Here is a 21,345-nt window from a genome sequence, read left to right on the forward strand (position 1 = left end):
AGCTATTTCAGGACAAGACAGATTGTTGTAGATGGTATTTTTGATCGAATCCATCTCCATATCGGTTTTAACCAAACCACCCGGTATTGGTTTTAAAACAAACTTTTGATTTACGGTATCTTTCTCCAGCTGAAAAATCCTACCTGAGGATAATACCTGCTTAATCCCTTTTAATTTCTGGATGCTGTTGGAAAGTTCTACCCATCGGTTGTAAACATCTTTTTTAAAAATGTCGGGCGATTGTATCCCCACAACCATCACACTCCCATCCTCGCCAAAGGTTTTTTTGAAGGCATTGTATTTAATAAATGCACTGTCGGTTACGGGTAATATTTTACTTCCTGTGTAAGAGAGTTTTACGTTTTTGGCCTGATAGGCCATGAAAATGGTTCCGAGAACAAAAAATACGATGATTGCGATACGGTTCTGAAGAATAAATCTCGATAGCTTAACCCACATGTGCAGCTTTTTTTAATGATAATATTAACGGCAAAACTAATCTTATTTGTAAAACGTGATTACTTTTTGCACAATTAAATTTGCACAAATAACATACTTTTGAAAAAAATGTTTTAAACGCATGTTGCATAAAGTTAGAGGGATTGTTTTAAAGACTACCAATTACAGCGAAAGTAGTGTGATTGTGCAGGTACTTACCGATAAATTTGGCATGCAGTCTTACCTGATAAATGGCGTTAAAAAGCCAAAGGCGAAGATTAAGATGAACATGCTCCAGTCGCTCCATTTGCTCGATATGGTGGTGTATCACAAAGCCAATACCAATATGCAACGGGTATCGGAAGTGCGACAAACGCCGGTTTTTAAGAGCATTCCTTACGATATGGTGAAAACTAGTATCGTTATTTTCCTTAACGAAGTATTGTATAAGAGCATCAGGCAACAATCGGCAGATGAAGATCTGTTTGATTATATTTTCAATTCGGTGGCCTGGTTTGATGAGGTAGAAGAAATCAGTCCGAATTTTCACCTGTCGTTTTTGCTAAAGCTGACCCGTTTTTTAGGTTTTGCACCAAACGAAAAAAGAAGAACTGACCAGATTTACTTCGATTTGCAGGAGGGAGAGTTCTTTTCGCGGGTGCCCATTCATGCCAATTACCTGCAACTAGACGATGCTTTACAGTTTATTACGCTTTTTAATACCCCGCTCGAAAAAAATTCTGAAATAAAATTAGCCAATAGCCAACGCAGGTTTTTGTTAGATAAGGTATTGGTTTTCTATACCTTACATACGGCGTCGTTTGGCGCTGTTCAGTCGCATAAAATCCTCGAAACTTTGCTTAGCTGAAAAAAAAGAAAAAAAGATTTGCAGAACAGTTTTATAGCGCTATATTTGCATTCCCAAACGGAGAGCGGGGCATTAAATTGACAAAATACAAAAGGGAAATTAGCTCAGCTGGTTCAGAGCACCTCGTTTACACCGAGGGGGTCGGGGGTTCGAACCCCTCATTTCCCACCAATCTTTTCAAGGAGTTGAAAAGATTTTTAATTGCAATACTCACCAGGGAAATTAGCTCAGCTGGTTCAGAGCACCTCGTTTACACCGAGGGGGTCGGGGGTTCGAACCCCTCATTTCCCACCAAAGCCTTTCAGTATAACTGGAAGGCTTTTTTTGTGGATTTTTCCAGGTAAACGTCATCTCGATCTGATTGGTATCGGATGAAGCACAGTAGAATGCCTCTCCGTACAGGCGGGGAGAGATCTATAAAAGATTTCTCGGCTGCGTTGTACTTCGCTCGAAATGACGAGACTTCGAGACGGTATTTGAGAACGAGATTTGCATAAGGCCGCAACACATCAACCTAATCCGTTATATTTTAACCCAATTATTTACCTTATTCAATTATATATCCGAAATTGGCCGGATAAAGAACAGCTGCAATGCTCGGTAAAATAATTAGGTTCATATTTTTCGGAAACTACTTTGTTGGTATTCTGGCTGTTGCCTTAACCATCGAAGCTACTGTACAGCTGAGGGTGCCTTTTAACTCGTTAAATTATTATCTCCTGCTTTTCCTGGCACCAACAATTTATTATACTTATGCCTATAATAAGGTGTCTACAAAGCCATCTACAACCAATCCGCGTAACCAGTGGTATTTTAAGCATAAACGGTTTATTAATTACAGTCAGGCAGTACTTTTTATCAGCTGTATGTTGCTGGCTGTAAACCTCATTTATCAGAATTTAAATCACTTTTTGGCCTTGCCACTAAGCTACTGGATAGCGATACTGATTATTGTAACTGCCGGAGGATTGTATTATGGCTTGTTACCACGGTCGTTTTTGAAATTTAACCTGCGCAATACCGGCTGGTTAAAGGCTTTTGTTATTGGCTTTGTATGGGCATGCTGTGCCAATGTACTGCCGCTTATCATGCTCAAAATCGAAACGGGGATAGGTTACCACGATTCTATATTATGGACCTGGCTATTTATTAAAAACTGGATGTTTTGTACCGTAAATGCCATCATTTTCGATATTAAAGATTACCCAACCGACGCGAACAGGCATTTAAGGACTTTTGTAGTGCGCTATGGACTAAGAAGAACTATTTTCAATATCCTGATCCCCCTGTTAATTATCGGTTTAATATCTCTGGGTATATTTGCCAGTTATAAAGGTTTTGCCTGGCCATTGGTTTTCTGTAATGTGCTACCGTTTATATTGACCATTTATGTGGCCTATTCTATGCACCGCCGAAAAAACATACTTTATTATTTAATGGTAATTGATGGACTAATTTTGTTTAAAGCGCTTTGCGGAATAATAGGGATGCAATTTGTAAGGTAGATGGTTGACTGTTGTAATCGGTTAACGGGTTAATTTTTAGTAAATAGGATTAACCGATTTGTACAATTTAAACAATTAACCAACATGAATAACAACTACGATAGAATAGCCAGACATTACGATACCTTAAGCCGTTTGGTGTTTTTTAAGGCACAGGTAAATGCACAGGTCAATCAACTGCATTATATCCAAAAAAATAGTAATGTGCTGATTGTAGGTGGTGGAACAGGTTGGATTTTAGAAGAACTGGCAAAAGTGTACCCCCACGGGCTAAAAATAGTTTATGTAGAAATTTCAGCTAAAATGATTGCGCTTTCGAAAGCCAGAAATTATGGCGGCACCGAAGTAGTATTTTTAAACCAGGGCATAGAAACATTTACAACCGAAACACAATTTGATGTGGTGCTTACTCCATTTCTGTTCGATAATTTTTCGATGGAAAGGGCCGGAAAGGTATTTGAATTGTTAGATGGATGTTTGAAGAAAAACGGGATATGGTTTTTAGTTGATTTTGCGCTGAACAAAAACAATGGTAAATGGTGGAAATTGCTGTTGCTTAAATTGATGTATAGGTTTTTTAAACTGCTGCGCATTGTAGAAGCCAGTAGCCTGATTGATATGCAGCCTTATTTTTTAAGTAAAGATTATGAAGTGAAGGAAGTGCGTTTTTACTACGGAAGCTTCATTAAGGCCACGGTATTTAAAAAATGACACTTGTTTAGTGCAACTTTATTGCATTTAATAAAGTCTTTGCTGATTTTTGTTTCAAAGAAATAGATATGGATTTTGATGTAATTATAATTGGTGGTAGTTATGCCGGTTTATCTGCCGGGCTTACTTTAGCCCGGGCAACAAGAACGGTATTAATTATCGATAGTGGCGAGCCCTGTAACCGGCAAACCCCACATTCGCACAATTTTTTAACACACGATGGCGATAAACCGGCCGAGATTGCGGCCCAGGCCAAAGCTGAGGTATTGAAATATCCGACGGTAAAATTTTTGGCAGGTAAAGCATCGTCCGCCAGCCAAATAACTAATGGATTTACAGTTGGGCAGGAGAGTGGCGAAAGTTTTTCGGCTAGAAAATTGATTATTGCAACAGGCTTAAAAGACGTATTGCCAGATATTAAAGGTTTAGCCGAATGCTGGGCTATCTCGGTAATCCATTGCCCTTACTGTCATGGTTACGAAGTGAAGGGAGAAAAGATTGGATTAATGATGAATGGAGAGCACGCCTTTGATATGGCTAAAAACCTCCATTTATGGAATAAGGATTTAACCCTGCTTACCAATGGTAAATCGGAGTTAACAGCCGAGCAAACAGAAAAGCTAAAAGCTAAGTCAATTCAGATTGTAGAAGATGAAATTGTTGAATTTGAGCATACAAATGGTGATTTGCAGCAGGTAGTATTTGCTAATGGAGAAAAATTGGCACTAAAAGCAGTGTATGCAAGGGCAGATGTAAAACAGCAGGTAGATTTTGATCAGCAGCTAAATTTTGAACTAACAGAATTGAATACGATAAAGGTTAATGAGCAGCAGCAAACTACTGCAAAAGGAGTTTATGCAGCAGGAGATTGCACAACCATGTTCAGGTCGTTATCGGTAATAACAGCAACAGGCACTATGGCTGCAGTAATGCTGAATAAAGAAATGATTTCAGAAGATTTTTGATTGTCCATCTGAAATTTAGAATAAAATTGCACCTAAAATGGTGGCAATAAACATTACAGCAATTACAATTCTATCGGCGGTAATCCATTGCGCCCTAGTAAGCTGTACAGGAGTTTTTTTTATGGTTTCGCTTTTATGCCTGGAAAACCTGAATATGGGGGTGTGTAGTTTAATGAGCATGAGATTGAGTTTTATAGGTTAAATACCTTAAGACAAAACCCAAGCCAAAAAAACTAAAAAATGTGGAATTGTGAATAACTTACGCAGTTTATGTTCAACGATTTACAGTTTACGCAAGCACATTGGAAATGGTACTAAAATATTGCGATTAAGCTGTACAGAAAACCAAACAGCTTAATCGCATCGTGTATATGATAATGAATTTATTAAGAACCCAAATGCTGATGCTAAAGTGGCGAAACTTCATCATTGCCTGCCCTCAGTTTGCTGTTCTTTTTACCGTACCAAAAGTAAATGGCCAATCCAATAATTAACCAAACTGCCAGTCTTAACCAGGTTTCCCATGGTAAAAATACCATCATAGCAATACAGGTTAATATACCCAGAATAGGAATTAGCGGAACCAATGGAACTTTGAAAGGACGCTTAGCATCGGGATTGGTTTTTCGCAAGATTAGTATGCCTACGCACACCATCAGAAAAGCCAATAGCGTACCAATACTGGTCATTTCGCCAACCACGTTCATGGGTACAAATGCAGCAAACAACCCGATAAATACGCAAAGAATGATGTTGGACTTATAAGGCGTTTTAAATTTGGTATGTACATCCGAAAACATTTTGGGGAGCAGTCCATCTTTACTGATAGAATAAAACATGCGCGATTGCGCCATTAAATCGATCAGGATTACGGAGGTATAGCCAATTAAAATGGCTAAAATAATAGCTTGACTCAGCCAGGCATAAGGTGTTTTTTCGATAGCGATGGCTACAGGTGCACCACTGTTGGCAAATTCTTTATAATTGGCCAAACCTGTCATCACGTGGCCAAACAAACCAAATAAAACAGTACATACTACCAGAGAACCAATAATACCGATGGGTAAATCGCGGGCTGGGTTTTTGGTTTCCTGAGCTGAAGCAGCTACAGCATCGAAACCGATGAATACGAAAAACACCAGTCCTGCACCCCGCAATACACCACTCCAGCCAAACTGACCAAAAGTGCCGGTATTTTGAGGGATGTACGGATGATAATTAGCAGGATCGATATAATGCCAGCCCAGTGCAATGAAGACCAGTACAACGCCCACCTTTAAAAACACAATAATACCATTCACAATAGCCGATCCTTTCGTACCACGAATGAGGATAGCTGTCATAAGTACTACTACCAGGGCGGCCGGAATATTAATAATGCCGTTTACGGTAGAACCATCAGCCAGTTTAGCTGTTTCGAACGGCGATAGGGTGAGCTGTGCGGGCAGGTAAATATGTAAGCTGGCTAAGAATTTGGTTAAATACTGCGACCAGCTAATGGCCACGGTAGCACAGCCAACTGAGTATTCGAGCACCAGATCCCAACCAATAATCCAGGCAAAAAGCTCACCCATGGTGGCATAAGAGTAGGTATAAGCACTGCCCGCAACGGGAATCATAGAGGCGAACTCAGCATAACACAACGCCGCAAAACCACAACCTAATGCTGCAATTACGAACGATAAGGTAACTGCTGGACCTGAGTGGTTGGCGGCCGCTAAACCGGTAATGGAAAATAAACCGGCACCGAGGGTTAAACCCACACCGATTAAAATGAGGTTAACAGGACCCAATGTTCTTTTAAGCGTGCCTTCGCCGCTTTGGTTTGCTTCAGCAACAATGCTGGCAATAGACTTTTTCATGAAAATAAGTTAAGACGCTGCAAAATTATTAAAATATATTAATTCTATAGTATTTATATAGTTTAACTGTTCAAACTGTTTAAATTGGTTAACTAACCTGTAACCCAAGCCCAACCGGACCTGCAAACTAAACCCGATGGCGGCATATAGCTTCCGGCTTTTTTCTTCAAAAAAAATCGGGACTATGGGCAATAGCAGGACTGTTGAAACCGAAGAATTACTGGTCTTGCTTTGCTAAAAATAATCTAAATCTACATCTTTTTCAGATTTTTTCTTGAATCTCAAAAAATTTATTAAAAATTAATTATCTAATAATCAGATATTTGTGAGTATGTTTAGGTTTTATTTAGTACTATGTATTGCATGGTAGTTTATAAAACATATATCTTTGTATTATGATAGCAGAAAATACGCAAACACAAATGCGGAAGGGAATTCTGGAATACTGTGTTTTATCAATCATCTCGAGAGGCGAGATTTATGCCTCTGATATTATTGCTGAATTAAGGTCGGCAAAACTATTGGTGGTTGAGGGCACATTATATCCATTATTAACCAGGCTTAAAAACAATGGTTTGTTAAGCTACAACTGGGTAGAATCTACCTCAGGCCCGCCCCGTAAATATTATACCCTAACCGAAGTAGGCAAAGGCATTTTATCGCAATTAGATCAAACCTGGCAGGAGCTGGCTTATGCTGTAGGTGTTTCGCAACAAGGAGCCAATTCATAATCATTAGTAACAAGGAAATGGAAAAGACCATCATCATAAATATAGGGAACACGATTATTCACATTGAAGAAAGTGCCTACGAACTCTTAAAGGCGTATTTGAACGAAGTGAAGCAGTATTTCGCCAACCATGCCGACGATCTGGAAATTGTAACAGATATTGAAAACCGCATTGCCGAACTGTTAACCGAGCAACTGGAAGAGCAGAAAAAGCAGGTTGTTGATGCAGCCAATGTAAATTCGGTTATTGCACAGATGGGCAGGGTACAGGATTTTGATAACACGGCCGAAGGCGACGAAGAACCTGTTGCGCAAAGTGCTTATGAATATCAGTATGCAGAGAAGAAATTATACCGCGATATGGATGAGCGGGTTATTGCAGGGGTATGTGCCGGTATTGCACATTATGTTAATGCCGATGCAAAATGGATTAGGTTAGCAACAATTTTAACGGTTTTTCTGGGTGGTACGGGATTGTTGGTGTATGCGTTGCTTTGGATTATTATGCCGAAGGCGAAATCGCGCATTGAAAGAATGGAGATGAAAGGTGAGCCGGCCAACCTGCAGGGTTTTCAAAAGAACCTGGATGAAGAGCTGCAGGCGGTTAAGGAGCGTTTAAGCGAAGTTAACAAACATGCACAACCCTTATTTGCCCGCTTCGGTATTTTTATCGGTGAGTTTTTTGAGTGGCTTGGCCGTTTTATATCGGGCACCGGCAAAGTGATTTTTAAAGTAATTGCAGGTTTTATTGTGGTTTTCGGTGCTTTTTTACTGCTAACGCTAATTGTTACCACTGCCGCTTTTCAGGGCTTTTGGGATTCGAGCATTTATGAATATTTCCCATTCTCGATTGTAAATGACGGCAACCGTGGGATAATTTTATTTGGTGCTTTTATTGTGTTGTTTATTCCGATTTTAGCTTTGGTGCTTTTCTCTATCAGGGTGGCCTTTAACAAACAGGCTATTAATAAAACACTTTCTTTTGCCTTGTTAATTATCTGGTTGGTAGGCGTGGCGATTACAGGGTACCAGGCCGCAAAAATATCATCAGAATTTAAACAGCATGCAGAATTAACACAGACCGTTGATTTGAAAACCTATGGTGCCTATGTAATCGATATTGATAAAAGCAAGTATTTTAGTAAAGAAGATAGCATTGCTTACCACCTTGATGCCAATAACAGGCACCAGGTTGTAGTTGAAGATTTAGAAGACGGGCCATTTGTTTCGCCAAATCACATTCGTATCGAAATCAACAAGAGCGAAACTGGTGTTTCGCGCTTAACACAGAAATATGAATCGCAAGGCAAAACCTTTTCTAACGCATTGCAGAATGCCCAGAACATCAGTTATGCTTACGAGTTGAAAGATTCTGCCTTAGTTTTTAGTCCGAGGTTTCAATTGAGAAAAGGAACCATTTGGCGCAACCAGGAAGTACGGTTAATACTCGAAGTGCCTGTAGGTACCAGGTTAATTTTGAAAGAAGATTCGTACCGCTACATTAACAATTATTGGACCTGGGGCTGTAACAATACCGAAAACGACCATAACAATTATAGTGTTTGGGTAATGACCGATGATGGTTTGAAATGCGTTGCTGAATTAAAAGAAGAAGCAATTAAAAAGCAAAAACTGGAAGAAGAATTACATGATTTAAAATTACAGCTCAAGGATAGGACTACAGATACCATTTACCAGGATTCTGTATCGAACAGGATGAAGGAAGTTAAAGAACAGTTGGGTATCGAAACAGAACAATAGTTACATTACTTAAAGAGTTCGTCATTTCGATACGATAGCTATCGCATCGAAATGACGAACATACCTAAAAAGAAAAAACCATGAAAACATTATTTACGCTAATTGCATGCCTGCTGGCATGTGGGGTTTCTTTTGCCCAAAAATTAAATACAGTTTCAGGTAAGGTTGTTGATGAAAAGACCGTTCCGGTGTCGTTTGCTGTGGTTCGGGTGCTGAAATATCCGGATACCGCTTTGGCAAAAAGTGTATCGACTAATATTGACGGTGAATTTAGGATTGCCGGGCTAAAGGAGGGCGAATACCTGTTATCAATATCAATTGTGGGTTTTAAAAACAAAAAAACAGATCGTTTTTTGCTTAAAGAAGATTTACAATTACCGGCCATTGCGATGGAAAGTGTAAGCAAACAACTTAAAGAGGTAAGTGTGCAGGGGCGTAAGCCATTTATTGAGCACCAAATCGATAAAACAGTTTTAAATGTAGAAAATAGCCTTACCGCTACCGGAAGTACGGCTTTAGAAGTTTTAGAAAAAGCACCGGGTGTACAAATCGACCGGAACAGCGACCAGATTAAACTGAACAACAAGAGCGGTGTAGTGGTGATGATTGATGGCAAAACCAATTTCCTTTCGGGGGCTGATATTACCACCTTGTTGAGCAACATGAGCAGCGACCAGATTGGTACGATAGAACTGATTACCAACCCTTCGGCTAAGTACGACGCGGCCGGAAATGCGGGTATTATTAACATTAGGCTAAAAAGAAATAAGGCCTATGGCACCAATGGAACGGTTTCTTTTAATACCGGGCAGGGTATTATGCCCGATTCGCCCAGTGATTTGTTCCGTGCCGGTGTAAACCTGAATTTAAACCACAGGCAAGGTAAATGGAATATTTTTGGTAATGGTGCAGTAGCACGGAAAGCGCAGTTTAACAACACCTTTTTAACCCGTACCACCTTATCAAACGGATTGGCAAGTGCTTTAACCCAGAATTTCGACCGTAAAAATAAGGGCGTTGGTTTTCAGGGGAAAATAGGGGCCGACTATTATGCTTCAGAAAAAACAGTATTTGGTGTAATGCTCGATGCCAATACTGTAAACACAAAGCTGACCAATTTTAGCAATACCGATATTAATGCTATGCAAAACGGTGCTGCCAGTCAGAGTTATATTTTACAGGATGCCAATTCGAGCTCGCCCGTGGGCAACTTAACCGCTAACTTTAACATTAAGCACGATTTTGATAAGAAAGGTAAGAGCTTAACTTTCGACATCGATTTTTCGGGCTTCAGCAATAAAAAGGACGAGAATTTTTTAGCCAATTACTTAAATTCAGGCGGCAACCCAACCAACCAAACCAGCTTACGCAACAATACCGATGCTGAAATTAAAGTATATGCAGCCAAAACAGATTTTACTTTGCCACTTTCTAAAACTACGAAGTTAGAAACAGGCTTAAAAAGTAGTTATGTAATCACCAATAACGACTTCATTTCAGAGCAGCTGATTGCGGGGATATGGCAGAACGACCTGGGCAAATCGAACAACTTTGTGTACAAAGAAAATATTAATGCGGTTTATGGCAGTTTCTCTAAAGAGTGGAAATTGTGGCAAATGCAGCTGGGTTTACGGGCCGAGCATACCCACTCTAACGGTACCTCGGTTACCGATAATAAATCGGTTGAACGCAATTACCTCTCTTTATTTCCAACGGTATTTGTAAACCAAAAGATTAGCGAAAACCACAATATCAGGTATTCTTACGGGCGTAGGGTAGACCGGCCAAATTACCAGCAGCTAAACCCTTTTGTTTTTTATATGGATCCACTAGCGGTTGATCAGGGAAACCCTTACCTGAAACCACAGTTTACCAATAGCTACCAGATTAGCTACAGTTACAAAGAGATTTCGTTCTCTTTAAACTATTCGGATACCCGCGATATGATTACGCAAATTAGTAAGCAAGATGATGCTACCCGGGTAATTAGCGTAATTCGTCAGAACCTGGGCCGCTCACAAAACTATTCGGCCGATTTGTATGTGCCGGTTAAGGTAGCCAAATGGTGGAACATACAAAACAATATAAGTGTTTATTACAGCAAGTTTAATGATGGTAATATCGAAGGTGCAGCCTTCAGCGCCGGCAAAGCTGCAGTAAACTTATATACTTCCAACTCTTTTACACTGCCACAGAATTTTAGTCTCGAAATTAGCGCCTGGCTTAACTCGCCAAGGGTAAGCGGAGTAGAGCAAACTACCATTTATCAAGGCGCTCTAAATGCAGGGATACAAAAAACATTAATGGATAAAAAGCTGAAACTGCGCTTAAACATGGATGATATCCTGCTCACCAACCATTGGGAAGGTAAGTTGGTTTACCAGAACATTAACATGCAAGTGGTGAACCGCTACACCAGTCGTAGGGCCAATTTCAGTATCAGTTATAACTTCGGAAACCAGAATGTAAAATCTGCCCGATCGAGAAATACCGCTACGGATGATATTAAAGGCCGGGCAGGAGAGTAGGGAAGTTTGGAGTTCAGAGCTTGGAGTCCTGAGTCACCAGTCTTGAGTCGATAATCGGGAACTTATTATCCGGGATCTTGTCCCCCTTTGAAGGGGCAGGGGTATGAAAAACACGCGCACTACAATTAACCAATTTCAACAATTAACCAAATACCGATACAACTATGAAATATAAACTACACCTCATCGCAATCTTATTTGCTGCTTTAACCTTTGGCTGTCGCAATAGCGGTGGTCACTTATCCCTTAGTACCACGGATAATGACACTAATTTTAAGTTTGAAGCCAAATACGCCGAAAATAAAACAGCTAAGCTGGAGAAATACCTCGATAGTGCCCTGGATAATGAACTTCCACTAGATCAGCATATCGATTTGTTTGTTAATTTAAACGGCAGCGATAAGTTTAACCTGAAAGCACAAAAAGGTTCGTTGAGCATCAGTTTCGATAAAAGAAATAGCTCTTTGGCAGGATACATGCAAATTAAAAAGCTAACTGAAGGGATTAAGAAGAAGTTAACAGAGTGAACTTAGTCCGAAGTCGGGAGTCGGAGGTCCGAAGGCTGGGTGCTTATGCATGGCGGTGAAAATCCAGGGTTGAACCCTTTTTCAATCGTCACCTTGAATTTATTTCAGGGTCTCTCCATTAAATAAGTAATCGAAATAGAGAAACCTGCGATAAAATCGCTCTTTCCGGTCGTTACAAACGATGACGATGGAGGGCATCATTGGCTCTATTTTAGGAGAATAAATAATTCATTAATCATTATCTCCATTTATTTACATGTTCTACCTTGTTTTGGAACTGTGCTGATAAAGATTTTATTCTTGATTTTAAAAGCATTTTTCGGCCTTCCAGCGTTCTGGTAAATATCAGATCGCAAGAACCTACGTGTTTCTCCCATTGTTGCTTAAAGTATTCGGCCAGGTTTTTATTTCTTGCAATCAGTTCTGGTACGGCATGGTAATCTTTTTGTTTTGCAAAAAGCATAAATATGTTTTTCCTGATGATCACATAACGTGGATTATCGATTGGCGCAATTATTTCTTGCAGTGCGTTTATAAAAGTCGATTTTTCAAAGGTTGATGCACCTTCCAAATGGCAAAAAATGGCTCCATGTTCATCTACCGTGCTTTGAACATATATTTTCGAAATATCGGTTTGGATAATTCCGGTTTTTAATAAGCCAGCTAACAATGCTTCTCCAATTTGTTGGATATCTTTTGAAATATCCCGGTATTTTAAATAAAGCCTTAAGGTTTTGAAGGTTAGCCTGCCGAAAATGAGTATTCCGAATGTGCCGATAATCCCGAGGATGAAATAGAGTTGATCTGTCGATTTGATATGTCTCCCGCTTTGGGCGAGGATTTCGAGGCTTTCGAAACCAAAACCCAGTAGCCCCGAACCAAGTGTTGCCAGCAAATTTGCAATTGTTTTCTTGAGGTACATGGCTTTAACTTCTTGGTAAGGCTGCTCTTCGCGGAAAGGAATTTTAATTTCCTCAACCAAATTTGTGCCCTCGCTGAGTGCGGCTTGCCATCGCTGTTTCAGGCTTACGCGATCTGCGGCAAAAGCAAACATTTCGCTGTTCTTTTTTAAAGCTTCTGCCTCCTCAATAATGTTTTCTGGTAAATTTAAACGGTTTATACCATTTTCAATTCCAGGCTCCTTTTTAAACGAGATACCTACAAAGCTTCTGAAACGCCTCTTTAACAAGTCAAAATCATTGCCACCTGTTACAGATGTGGGGTCGATTGTAGCCAGATGCCAGATATTACCCGTTTTACCGGTATTACCATGCTGTGTTCTTATGGCTCTGCCACGCATTTGATTAGAAGAAACAAAAGAGCCGACAAAACTGGCAAGTATTAAAGCATTGATAGCTGGCGCATCCCAGCCTTCGCCCAGTAAAGATTTGGTTCCGATTAAAATTTCAATTTCCCCTTGCTGAAAAATTTCGGTTACAATATAAATCAAATCATTTTTGATTTGCTCAGTCTGATAAATAATGTGATAGTTTGGATCGAAAGCTACAGGAGTAGAACTGATTTGTGCAATACCGCGTTCCCGGGCCTTTTCTTCAAATACATGGCAGGCAGAAGCCGGAATAATGACCATCGACCCTGTAAGCACTCCAATTTTTCTGCCCATGGTATTTTGACGGCGCAGTTTTTCAAAAATTGGAATTACGCCGATTTTGGTCAGTTCGAGTTTATTCTCTGAGGTATTCGGGTAAAATTCTTTGCGGATATAATCGGATAAGATAACCATTCTTAAATCATGCCCCAGTTGATTAAATTCAAAATCAACAATGGCAGCAATACCGTTTAACTTGCTTAAGCTCGAAGTGAGCGAATGGCTTACCACTTTATTGTTGCTAAAGTTGATTTGTCTTTTCTCCATGGCTCCACAACGTTTAAGTTTGGTTTCCAGCTGTTTGCGGTGCTCATCAAAAAGTTTAAAATGTATTTTCTCCTGATATAAATAGAAATCAAGAAGGGTTTCCATCCAATTATAATCTAACGTTGGGATTTTCAGTTTTTGATCGCCGATTACTTCAATATGCAGCTGGTTTACTTCCCTGTTATTGGCGTGAAGAAAAATTAAGCAGGCCGAATAACAGGCTAAGTTGGTGTAAATCCATTCCAGGTGTTCAGTAGGATTTATCCATACCGGATGATTTTCAATTGCGTTTATTAATACCTTATCCGTTTTGAGCTCCAGAAAGAGTTGCTCAATGTGCGCTCTGAATGCGCTTATTTTTTCGTTTTCAGCTGCGGTTGGGAAGGTGAAATAAACGTAGTCCTGATGAGGGCATAGATCGCCTTCTATAATAAGTTCAGGTACCGATATTTCAGCATCAACCGATCCGTTAAATGCTATGTAACGTTGCCATTCGTTTGGGCTAACATCATACGGAGGTGTTGCTGTTAGGCCGATAATAACCGGTTTCAGCTTCTCTTTTACTTGTGTTAGGTTTTGCCACCATTCATTTTTTAAGTGATGGGCTTCATCAACTACAATAGTTTTTACCCGCTGTAATTTTAAATTGTTTACAATATTATCCAGATTGGGATTAGAAGATTTTATGGTTTGGGAAATATTTTCTTCCTCTTCAGTTTCGCTATCGTCCTCCTGTAGATTGTTGCAGGCTGCATGCAATCCCTGGTAGGTTACTACAGTCATAAATTTAGGGTTTCTGATGTCGTTCGAAATCCAGTCTGGAATGGTGTTTACCTGGAGAAAAAGTTCACAGAAACGTTGTATCCATTGGTTGCGGATAGCAATGGTAGGCGCAAGAATTAAGGTTGGTTTGTTTAACCTGATGGCTACTTCGAGTCCCAAAATAGTTTTTCCTGATCCGGGTGGGGCTATGATATGCAAATGCCTGTCGGCAATATGTTCGTCTAAATGATCGAGTATGCGTTGCTGGTATTTGCGCCAGCTGGATATAAATTGTATTTCTTTTGGGTAAGTTGTCAGTTTTACGGGAGCCTTAGGTACTTCAATCATGGTTTAAAAGGTAAAATTTGCAGCGTTATTGCATCACATGGTTATTGCCATTAAGGGTAGCCATACCGTTTTCACTTATTGCGAGTTGGATTAATTCCCTTTTGAAAATTATCAATTGCAGCTGGTTCTATTAAAATCTCGAGCTTTACTTTATCCTTTTCTTCTGCCCGGTACTCAGTAGCAACATATTCTTCCAGATGCACCTCGACCCCAACAAGGCCTGTCTTGCCTATCGAATAAAATCTCATACCAAAGTAAGCATAAGATTCTTTTTGTCCTGCCTCGTGTGATAATGTTTTTTTATCTGTAGGGTAATGCAGTAGCGATCTTGCAAAGCTCGAAAGTGAAGCTGATGTATCATAAACCTCCGTTGTACCACCATATCTTCCATTTGTTGCTGTAACCGCTAGTTGAAACATATCACTATCCTTCCAAATAACCTTTAGTCGTAAAAAGATTCTCCCCGATTGATATTCATAACTTATTTTAAACCTTGTTTCTTACGTTATTAAGAATCCTTTTCTTCACTGTCTACTATTTTCTTTAAATAATTTTGAAAATCATTATATCCATTCTTTTCCGGATGCTCAAGATCAAGCATTTCTCCAAGGCTTGTATCGAATATTTGCCAATTGTAAATTTTAGCGACACCTATTAATTCAAATAATGCAGGTTCACCATAGAGATGAAAAATTGTATTGCTGACTGGTTCTTCGTGAGTAAAGTAATCTATAATATAGTTCTCTCCTTTTATTGTCCGGTGGTTTTTGTCTCGGGTAATGTTATTAAAATGCTGCTCTAGCATTGCATTAAAATCTATGTCCACAAGTAATGCTTCGTCTACTTCTTCAATGGCATTTATTTTTTGCTTTGAATTAAATATTACAATGTCCCAACTCATATTAAATTTTATTCTGTGTAAAAAATATGGAAGCTAATATTTTATTTGAAACTCTTGCCACCAACATACAGATCGAAATCTATCGATAGGCCTAAGTCACTCATTCTGGCTATACTTTTTTTATCGAGATGCGGCCCACCAATTAATCCGTTTCCGTTGTGGATATCCATGGCAACCTGAATATAGCCCTTCGCTTTGCTTACCAGTTCTGTAATGCCTGCTTTGTCTTTTTCTAAACAGGTTAACAAGTTATCCAGTTTATCTTCAAATTCATCAGGTTCAGTGTTGGGCATTATTTTCAATGCACTAACTTGGTAAGTTGATCGACCATTGGGCTTTAAATCGCCTTTATTCCAACTTGTAGAAATTGCCAGGGTGGTCATTGATTTAAGCTCTGCGGCTGTCAGTTTTTCTGAAGTAACGAAAAAATACACGCAATGGTAGGGCTCTGTTTCGATATTGATGATTTCGCCCGATTTACCATTCAGGTACACTGCGAAATAGAACCTTTCGTTTAGTATGGGCAAGTAAGCTACAATGATATTGTCGCTGCGATCGCGGTCAATTCTTTCAATTTTTAGCTTATTGTCGAGATAGATAGGCTGATGGATTTCGAGGTACTGTTCGGTTACAGCAAACGTTTTTTCCTTAAATTCTTCTTCAATAAGTATTGTTACCTGTTCGTCTGTCATGGATGAGCGTTGGAGTATAAAGTTAACTATTTAGGCCGTAAATTCTCCCGCAGATTTTAGGTGATTTTTGCGAAATGGTTTGTGGTAAAGCCCGGTATAATTAATTGTGGCATTACCGGAAGAATGATTAGGAATTAGCGAGCGATAAAATCGCTGTTCCTGGTCGTCCTCGTTACAAACCATGACGATAAAGGGCATAAGGCAAGCCGCATATCAACTTCTATTTGCTTCAATGCCTTACCTGGTAAATTAATCACTGGTGTTTGATTTGGTCATCCCCCTAAACAAAATCAACCGGAAATCTTCAAAGATTTCCGGTTGATTAGGCGATTTCTACCCTTTATGGTTACGAAATCTGAGCATTATTGCGATACGGGCAATTAATCTTTTACCAGCCTTACAGCACAGCCAGTGGTTTTGCTGTAATCGGTTACACGCGGTTCGCTGTATTTGTTAAAATCAAGGTAATAGGCAAAGCTGTCGCCAATTGATTTGGTACTGGCCGACCACCAGTAACTTAACCATATGCCGTATTTGAAAGATTGGCCACCGCCATATTCATCGCCGCCGGCACTTCCGTTGGTTAGTAAATTAAGGCCTGATGAGTTATCACCATTGCCATGTGCAAACTTGTACGAATCTTGTATGTCCCAGCCTTTAGTACCACGCATTTTTTTACCTGCTACCTTTTCGCCGCCCAGGGCCGAAATAAGCGTTACGAATTCATTACTGGTAGGTACATGCCAGCCCGCCGGTGCTAAACCGCGACGATCGGTAACTGCATAAAAGTTGTAAAGCTTTCCATATTTCTTATCATTGCTGCTGTCGAAATTAAGGTAACAGTAAGCCGGAATTTTTTCCCTGCTTACTTTTTCCCATTCTTTCTGGTTGGCCGCATAATAAATCTGCTCGCCATTTCTGTAGGTGCTCACATTTAAGTTGGTGCTTGTCCACACCTGGTTACCAATTTTTACCGGACCAGTAATTTCGGGCGAGGCATTGTATATTTCTTTTAACGGAGCAGCTTGTGCCGCATTACAACTCCACACAAAGTTATTGGGTTGAATGCCGCCGCTTCTTTTTAAGCACTCTTTAATTGCTATTGCATCAGCTTCTTCTTTGGTTTTTGCTATGCCCCAGCCAAATGCTGTACCTACATTACCATTTATGGTGCGGTAAGCTGCACAACCCGTGCCCGAGTAAGTAAGTACAATACTGCAAGCTCCGCCACGTTTGTTACATTCATGAACAGCTCTTTTTTCGGCTTCGGCAAGGTTTGGCTGATCGAATGAAAAGCCATAATAAAAACCATTTGACCGGTCGATCGCTAAAGCCCCGTATTTGGTTTTAGCCGGAACAGCTGCTTTGGCTGCCGGTTTCTTTACCTGCGCCACTATACCCGAGGCTGTTGCCAATAGCACAAGCACTGGTGCCATTAGCAGGAGTTTGTTTATTTTCATGCCCTAAATTGTTTGTTTATTGCAGGCAAATTTCCCAAACACCCTACTCAGCATCAATACCATTTAATGGGTATATTTTTTAGTTCGAAGTCAGGGGGGCATATAAGGCATTTCAGCACATGTAAGCTTAATACATCAATATGGTTTAAATTCTCTTTGAAGAGCGGGCATGAATTAGTTTAACTTAATGTCTCACCTAAACTCGAGCATTGATGGTAGTTTGAGCAATATTTTCCGTGTTTCTGACGGTTAAAGTATATGCTTAACTTAACTGCATCATTACCTTAAAGCCTAAATCAAACCAGTTTTCATTGTCTTTTATAAAAATAATCTCGGTATCAAGTCCTTCGCCTTTTATTCCTAATCTTGGTATTGCGGGTAACTTACCAAACGCTTGTATAAAAACATCCTTCAAACCAACACCAATATCATTTTTTATATGGAAAACGGCAAGCAATATTACCCCCTCTGGGGTCGTCATGTGGTTCGAGAAATTTTAACAATGCAGCCTCCTCATATACTGAGTGGGTGCATCAATTCCCTTATGTTCATAATAAGCTTCAAACTGTGCCAAATCTTCGGGTATTTTAGGTAGGTTATATAAGGCACAAAGTTTATCAAAGGCCAGTTTGGCTTGTTCAAAGGGGGTATTCATCATATGTTTCTTTAGGAGAGAGATTAACATTAATCTGATCAAGCTTAAGTTGTACTAAGTTATCATAATTGGCATGGCTCCCATTATGAACAAGGGAATTTAAGAGAATTCCGTTCAAAGCCTCATTCATATGAAAATTTTTTTTGATTTAGCAGCTTTTTGAATTGCTCTATGCCCGGATTTTGCCCATGGAATGATATGCTTGTCTTAGATCGCCTTTCACTAAATAATGAAGAAGAGGAGCTTTGGGGTTGAGTTGTGCCTGTATCATTTTTAACCGCAAAGCACACAGAGAAAAAGACGCGGAGTACGCAGAGAAAGGTTTGCGATAATCTGTGCGAACGCAGACTTAACAGCTTGCCTTTTACAGTTAACCGCTTAACCAATTTAAACAGTTAACCTTTTCACTAGATCTGAATTTTGCAAAAGTCCAAAGAACGAATCAGTATCTGGTTTTATGGCACAATTTAATATGCATGCATTATAAATCTGTACCTTTGTAGTGTTTATAACTTTATCAGCATTCATTACATTAATACATGGGCAAAAACAGTATCGGCTCTACCATTACATATTTCTTTTTGGGCGAATATTTTTCTGATGCACTGCGCACCACCATTACAGTTGTGTTGCCCATTATCCTGTTTTTTTATCTGGGTAATCCCGATGCCGCAAAGGGGATTGGGGTAGGGGCTTTGCTTATTAGCCTGACTGATTTACCCGATAACCGTTTAAACAAACTCAAAACCGCATTGTGGAGTATTTCGGTATTCTTTTTAACCACGCTGGTAGTATCGTCGGTATTGGATCGGGTGTATCTCAGTGCTACTGTGGTGGTGCTGGCGGCCTTTAGCTTTTCGATGTTTGCTGTTTACGGGCAGAAACTGGCGTTAATTGGTACTATGGCTTTAATTGTGTGCACCTTTACCATGGGCTTACAACCCGCCCGTCCACTGTATTTTAGTACCTGCATTTTAATAGGTGGGGTTTGGTATTATGTAATCAGTTTAATCCAGATCCTCATCAGGCCTTACCGCTCGTTGCACCACGCCATTTTCGAATGCTTAATGAGCAGTGCCGAGTTTCTGCATATTAAAGCTAAAAATTACGATGTAAACGTACCGCTCGATTTGCAACAAAAAGAAGCCATTAAGCTGCACATTATGGTAAACCAGAAACACGAGCTGATTCGCAATTTGCTGCTTACCGATAAGTATGCCATGAACCCCAATAATGCAAAAGGGCAGTTGCTGTTAGAAAGGGCCCGTTTGCTGATCGATTTATACGAGCAGTTAAATGCAGTGCATTACGATTATGGCCTGGTACGCAAAACCCTCGATGGGGGCCAAAGCCTGCAACTGATTGCCACACTAATTGAACTTTTAGCCAAAGAACTGGAGCAACTGGGGCGACATGTGCGCTCGGCCAAAGCTTACAAAGGCGAGGTAGCCACCAATATGGCCTACCACCAAAACCGGGTACTGCTGTTACAGGAGCTGGAACGTTTAAACGAAACCCAGCGACTCATTGTACTCAAAGTAATGGCCAACATGAACGATATTGTACGCATTATCGAAATGATACGAGGTAATGAGCGCATGCCCCAAAAACACCTGCAGGAACTGAGCGATACCATTGCATACCCCTTGTTTATTACCGGCGACCGCTTTTCGGTTAAAGAACATCTTACCTTAAAATCGCCGATATTCAGGTTTTCGCTGCGGCTGGCCATCTGTTTCCTTTTTGGCTTTTTATTGATCTGGCAGCTCGAACCCAGCAAATATAGTTACTGGCTGTTTTTAACGCTGGTGATTGTGGCAAGGCCCAAGTTTTCGATTACCTGGAAACGCAACCTGCAACGTTTAAAAGGAAGCCTTGGAGGGGTGGCTATTGGCCTGGTTTTGGTTTATCTGGTTAAAAGCCCGGTGGTGCTGCTATCTTTTTCGGTAATCTTTTTACTCGGCTTTTATGCTTTTAACCGTCTAAACTACACCATTAGCGTACTGTTTATTACCCCTGCAGTAATTTTAACACTGGGTAGTTATCAGGGGCATTTCGATCATATTGTACATGATCGCATTATGTTTACGCTGATGGGCTGTGTAATTGCCATTTTTGCCACTTACCTGTTTCCGATATGGGATGGCCGTCAGCTGAAGGCTAAAATTGTCAACGCATCGCAGGCCAGTCGTAATTATTTGCAGGTAGCCATTCAAAACAGGGCCGAACGCGATGAAAATCAGTCGCGTATGGCTCGTAAAAATGCGAATCTGAGCTTGTCGGCATTGAGCGAGGCGATCGAATCGGCCCGGCAGGAGCCCATGCAGAAACACATCGATTTTAACGGACTTTATGGTGTCCAATCTACCATTTACCAGATCAATGCCATCATTACCTCAATATACCTTTCGCTTAACCACAAGGCAGAACAAACCGATTTGCTTTTGGTAGGGCAGATTGTAGCCGATTTAACAGGCGGGCCAGATGGCGGTAATGCAAAGGAAATTAAAGTTTTGCCAATGGCCGAAACTGAGCTTTACAATGAGCACTCTACTCCACAAAAACTAGCGCATATTGCCGCTTTATCAGCGGGTTTTAATGAGGCTGTGACACGGAGCGTACTTTGCGGTTAAAACAGACACAGGTGCACGGTGTAACACGGATGATTTTTGCGCCCTTATATCTATTATACTTTGTACCCTCTGTGCTTTTCTCTGTTCTTTCCGTGTCTAATCCCTGTATCCGTAGCAACCCCA

At 40.3% G+C, this 21,345-nt stretch carries 19 protein-coding genes, 2 tRNA genes and 1 pseudogene; 11 read left to right on the forward strand and 11 right to left on the reverse strand.

Features of this window, described 5'->3' with window-relative positions:
* Window positions 1-459: pseudogene (locus tag DBR40_RS26905) on the reverse strand (Fis family transcriptional regulator); the annotation flags it as partial.
* Between the two features lie 121 nt (window positions 460-580).
* Between DBR40_RS26905 and recO the strand changes: the two are divergent.
* The 6 genes from recO (at window position 581) to DBR40_RS20555 (ending at window position 4,487) form a co-directional block, all read left to right on the forward strand.
* Window positions 581-1,306, forward strand: coding sequence for a DNA repair protein RecO (gene recO / locus DBR40_RS20530; RefSeq protein ID WP_124561628.1), 726 nt, complete (start codon window positions 581-583; stop codon window positions 1,304-1,306).
* 93 nt (window positions 1,307-1,399) lie between these two features.
* Window positions 1,400-1,477: transfer RNA gene (locus DBR40_RS20535), tRNA-Val, on the forward strand.
* Window positions 1,478-1,522: 45 nt separating this feature from the next.
* Window positions 1,523-1,600 (forward strand) — tRNA-Val (locus DBR40_RS20540).
* Window positions 1,601-1,899: 299 nt separating this feature from the next.
* Window positions 1,900-2,811: a UbiA family prenyltransferase gene (locus tag DBR40_RS20545; protein ID WP_124561629.1), complete on the forward strand. Its 912-nt coding sequence runs from the start codon at window positions 1,900-1,902 to the stop codon at window positions 2,809-2,811.
* Window positions 2,812-2,895: 84 nt separating this feature from the next.
* Complete coding sequence (locus DBR40_RS20550) at window positions 2,896-3,522, forward strand: class I SAM-dependent methyltransferase (protein ID WP_124561630.1); 627 nt, start codon at window positions 2,896-2,898, stop codon at window positions 3,520-3,522.
* A 68-nt stretch (window positions 3,523-3,590) separates the two neighbouring features.
* Complete coding sequence (locus DBR40_RS20555; protein WP_124561631.1) at window positions 3,591-4,487, forward strand: NAD(P)/FAD-dependent oxidoreductase; 897 nt, start codon at window positions 3,591-3,593, stop codon at window positions 4,485-4,487.
* A gap of 15 nt (window positions 4,488-4,502) precedes the next feature.
* Here DBR40_RS20555 and DBR40_RS26745 read toward each other — a convergent pair whose 3' ends face one another.
* Entirely contained in the window at window positions 4,503-4,667 is a 165-nt protein-coding gene (locus tag DBR40_RS26745; RefSeq protein ID WP_158674090.1) for a hypothetical protein, read from the reverse strand.
* Between the two features lie 227 nt (window positions 4,668-4,894).
* Entirely contained in the window at window positions 4,895-6,349 is a 1,455-nt protein-coding gene (locus DBR40_RS20560; protein WP_124561632.1) for an amino acid permease, read from the reverse strand.
* A 395-nt stretch (window positions 6,350-6,744) separates the two neighbouring features.
* Here DBR40_RS20560 and DBR40_RS20565 point away from each other — a divergent pair, with 395 nt between their 5' ends.
* From DBR40_RS20565 to DBR40_RS20580, 4 genes are all read left to right on the forward strand, one after another.
* Window positions 6,745-7,080 carry a PadR family transcriptional regulator gene (locus DBR40_RS20565; protein ID WP_124561633.1) on the forward strand — a complete coding sequence of 112 codons (336 nt, stop codon included), beginning with the start codon at window positions 6,745-6,747 and terminating at the stop codon, window positions 7,078-7,080.
* A 17-nt stretch (window positions 7,081-7,097) separates the two neighbouring features.
* Window positions 7,098-8,840: a PspC domain-containing protein gene (locus DBR40_RS20570; RefSeq protein ID WP_124561634.1), complete on the forward strand. Its 1,743-nt coding sequence runs from the start codon at window positions 7,098-7,100 to the stop codon at window positions 8,838-8,840.
* Window positions 8,841-8,920: 80 nt separating this feature from the next.
* Window positions 8,921-11,368, forward strand: a complete 2,448-nt coding sequence (locus DBR40_RS20575) for an outer membrane beta-barrel protein (RefSeq protein ID WP_124561635.1) — start codon at window positions 8,921-8,923, stop codon at window positions 11,366-11,368.
* 164 nt (window positions 11,369-11,532) lie between these two features.
* Window positions 11,533-11,895, forward strand: coding sequence for a hypothetical protein (locus DBR40_RS20580; protein WP_124561636.1), 363 nt, complete (start codon window positions 11,533-11,535; stop codon window positions 11,893-11,895).
* Window positions 11,896-12,133: 238 nt separating this feature from the next.
* Here the strand turns inward: DBR40_RS20580 and DBR40_RS20585 are convergent, their stop codons facing one another.
* The 8 genes from DBR40_RS20585 to DBR40_RS27295 form a co-directional block, all read right to left on the reverse strand.
* Window positions 12,134-14,881: a DEAD/DEAH box helicase family protein gene (locus DBR40_RS20585; protein WP_233603949.1), complete on the reverse strand. Its 2,748-nt coding sequence runs from the start codon at window positions 14,879-14,881 to the stop codon at window positions 12,134-12,136.
* A 71-nt stretch (window positions 14,882-14,952) separates the two neighbouring features.
* Complete coding sequence (locus DBR40_RS20590; protein WP_199748397.1) at window positions 14,953-15,300, reverse strand: hypothetical protein; 348 nt, start codon at window positions 15,298-15,300, stop codon at window positions 14,953-14,955.
* An 89-nt stretch (window positions 15,301-15,389) separates the two neighbouring features.
* A complete protein-coding gene (locus DBR40_RS20595; protein ID WP_124561637.1) occupies window positions 15,390-15,782 on the reverse strand; it encodes a hypothetical protein in 393 nt (130 codons plus the stop codon).
* Window positions 15,783-15,823: 41 nt separating this feature from the next.
* Entirely contained in the window at window positions 15,824-16,474 is a 651-nt protein-coding gene (locus DBR40_RS20600) for a DUF4279 domain-containing protein (protein ID WP_124561638.1), read from the reverse strand.
* Between the two features lie 380 nt (window positions 16,475-16,854).
* Window positions 16,855-17,934 (reverse strand): FISUMP domain-containing protein, encoded by a 1,080-nt coding sequence (locus DBR40_RS20605; RefSeq protein ID WP_124561639.1) that lies wholly within the window; start codon window positions 17,932-17,934, stop codon window positions 16,855-16,857.
* 262 nt (window positions 17,935-18,196) lie between these two features.
* Entirely contained in the window at window positions 18,197-18,415 is a 219-nt protein-coding gene (locus DBR40_RS20610; protein ID WP_124561640.1) for a hypothetical protein, read from the reverse strand.
* Window positions 18,416-18,430: 15 nt separating this feature from the next.
* Window positions 18,431-18,592 (reverse strand): hypothetical protein, encoded by a 162-nt coding sequence (locus DBR40_RS26750; protein WP_158674091.1) that lies wholly within the window; start codon window positions 18,590-18,592, stop codon window positions 18,431-18,433.
* The gene (locus tag DBR40_RS27295) at window positions 18,573-18,737 is read right to left on the reverse strand and encodes an AHH domain-containing protein (RefSeq protein WP_410522641.1); all 165 of its coding nucleotides are present in this window, start codon (window positions 18,735-18,737) and stop codon (window positions 18,573-18,575) included. Before DBR40_RS27295 ends, DBR40_RS26750 begins: the two co-directional genes overlap by 20 nt.
* 391 nt (window positions 18,738-19,128) lie before the next feature.
* Here DBR40_RS27295 and DBR40_RS20620 point away from each other — a divergent pair, with 391 nt between their 5' ends.
* Window positions 19,129-21,222 carry an FUSC family protein gene (locus tag DBR40_RS20620; RefSeq protein ID WP_124561642.1) on the forward strand — a complete coding sequence of 698 codons (2,094 nt, stop codon included), beginning with the start codon at window positions 19,129-19,131 and terminating at the stop codon, window positions 21,220-21,222.
* Window positions 21,223-21,345: the final 123 nt, after the last annotated feature.

It is taken from the genome of Pedobacter sp. KBW01 (assembly GCF_003852395.1).
In the GTDB taxonomy this organism is placed as follows: domain Bacteria; phylum Bacteroidota; class Bacteroidia; order Sphingobacteriales; family Sphingobacteriaceae; genus Pedobacter.